2 protein-coding genes and 1 pseudogene are annotated in these 2,252 nt (G+C 68.0%); all 3 read left to right on the top strand.

What is annotated here, in order from left to right:
* Positions 1 to 327: pseudogene (locus tag NP534_RS26630) on the top strand (SCO family protein); the annotation flags it as partial.
* On the top strand, positions 324 to 989 hold the full coding sequence (locus tag NP534_RS26625) for an SCO family protein (protein WP_033697584.1): 666 nt from the start codon (positions 324 to 326) through the stop codon (positions 987 to 989). The pseudogene NP534_RS26630 and the gene NP534_RS26625, both read left to right, overlap by 4 nt.
* A gap of 5 nt (positions 990 to 994) precedes the next feature.
* Positions 995 to 2,252 (top strand): cytochrome c/ABC transporter substrate-binding protein (locus tag NP534_RS26620; RefSeq protein WP_274100714.1); only part of this gene is annotated, 1,258 nt, incomplete at its 3' end.

Here is a 2,252-nt window from a genome sequence, read left to right as displayed (position 1 = left end):
TCTTCCGATCTCAAGCGCCTGCAGCACTACGCCAAGGCCTTTCAGAAAGGGCCAGGCTGGAGCTGGCTGACCGGCACGCCGTACGCCATCACCGAAACCCTCAAGGGCCTGGGCAGCTTCAGTGCCGACCTGAGCCAGCATCCGCCGCTGATCCTGGTGGGTGATGGCCGCAGCGGGCACTGGACCCGCTACTACGGCTTCACCGACCCGGCGGTATTGGTCGCGGAGATCAACCGCCTGAGCGCCCGCCGGGTGCATGCCAAAAGCACGGCCATTGCCGAGCACAGCGCCGAACCCATCGCCGACCATAACGAGGTGCAACCATGAGCCATTCGACTTCTCGCCGCGTCGGGATGCGCAGTTTCGACTGGCTGGTACTGGGCGGCTGCCTGTGGATTCTCGCCTCGGTGGCCTTCGCCCATGACGGCCATGCGCCCCAGGCCCCCGAACCACAGCCCGCGCCCCAGGCGATGAGCAGTGGCGGCGGTACCCGCGATGCACAGACCTGGTTCACCGATACCGTGCTCAAGGACCAGAACGGCCGCGAGCTGCGCTTTTACAGCGATGTGCTCAAGGACAAGGTGGTGATGCTCAACGTGATCTTCACCCACTGCACCGATGCTTGCCCGCTGATCACCCGCAAGCTGCGGGAGGTGCGTGAGGCCATGGGGCCGGTCTTGGCAGGGCAGGTGACCTTCGTCTCGATCAGCAGCGACCCGCTCAACGACACCCCGGCGGCACTCAAGGCCTTTGCCCAGAAGCAGGGCGTGGATGGCCCCAACTGGTTGTTCCTGACGGGTGACAAGGCCAGTGTCGACCTGGTACTGGGCCGTATCGGCCAGTTCCTGCCCAGCCCCGAGCAGCATTCCACGCAGCTGATTGCCGGTGACGTGGCAGGCAAGCGCTGGAGCAAGATCCGCCCGGATGCACCACCTGTGGCGATCGCCCAGCGCATGCAGCTGCTGACCCAACCGCTGGCAGGTCGGTGACCATCATGAGTGCAGGCGGGTTTGGCCGCGCATACAACGCCCTGCTGTTGGCGCTAGGTTTAAGCCTTGCCAGCTCAGCCTTCGCCCTCGACCTCACCGAGCACGAACAGGCCGGCAAACGCCTGTACCGCGAAGGCCTGTCGAGCAGTGACGCGCAATTGCTGGCGCGGGTGGGCGCCAGCGACATGAGCGTGCCGGCCAGCGTGCTGCCCTGCGCCAGTTGCCACGGCAGCGACGGGCGCGGCCGCGCCGAGGGCGGTGTTCGCCCACCGAGCCTTGACTGGCAGCGCCTGGCACTGGGCCACGGCGAGCGCCAGGCCAACGGGCGCAGTTACCCGGGTTACACCGACGCCAGCCTGGCCAGGGCGATCCAGCAGGGCGTGGACCCTGCCGGCAACCACCTCGACGCCGCCATGCCGCGTTTCGAGCTGACCCTGGCCGACCAGCGCAACCTCACGGCCTACCTCAAACGCCTGGCCGAGGACCGCGACCCGGGCGTGGAGGAGGGCGTACTGCGGCTGGGGACGTTGCTCCCCGCTTCCGGGCCGCTGGCCGAAGCGGGGCATGTGGTGCGCGCGGTGCTTGAAGACGGCCTGGCGCAACTCAATCAGCAAGGCGGTGTGCATGGACGGCGCCTGGAGCTGGTGGTGCTCGACCCCGGCAGCGACCCGCACAGCGCCGAACAGGCCCTGCGCCAGCTGTTGGAACACGAGCAGGTGTTCAGCCTGATCACCCCCCTGGCACCGATGCTTGACCAGCGTCTGGCGCCCGTGCTGGCGCAACAGAATGTGCCGCTGATCGGCAGCACCCCGCGCAGTGGCGGCAGTGCGCAGATCTTCGACCCCCTGCCGGGCTTGCCCGTGCAACTGCTGAGCCTGGCCGGCCATGCCCGCGAAGCCTTGGGCCTTGGCCCGGATGGCCTGCGCGTGGTCTACGCCGGTAACGAGCAGGCGCCGCTGGCCGAACAGGTACGCGAGCAGCTTGTGCAGCAAGGCTGGGCACCTGGCGCCATCCAGGCCTTCGATGGCCAGGCCGTGGACGGCCAGGGCATCGTCTTTCTCGGCCGCGCCCAGGCCTTTGCCGAACTGGCCGCAGCGCTGCAGGCGGCAGGCCGCAAACCCTACCTGTTCGCGGCCTCCAGCCAGGTGGTCGGGGGGCTGGCAAGCCTGTCTGAGCAGTGGTCGCAACGGGTCTTCCTGGCTTATCCGTTCGTACCCGAAGACTGGACCGAGCAGGGCCTGGCAACCCTGGCCGGCCTGCAGC

The sequence above is a fragment of the Pseudomonas sp. 39004 genome, assembly GCF_028682155.1.
In the GTDB taxonomy this organism is placed as follows: Bacteria; Pseudomonadota; Gammaproteobacteria; order Pseudomonadales; family Pseudomonadaceae; genus Aquipseudomonas; species Aquipseudomonas capeferrum.
This window is presented reverse-complemented; position numbering and strand designations above follow the sequence as displayed.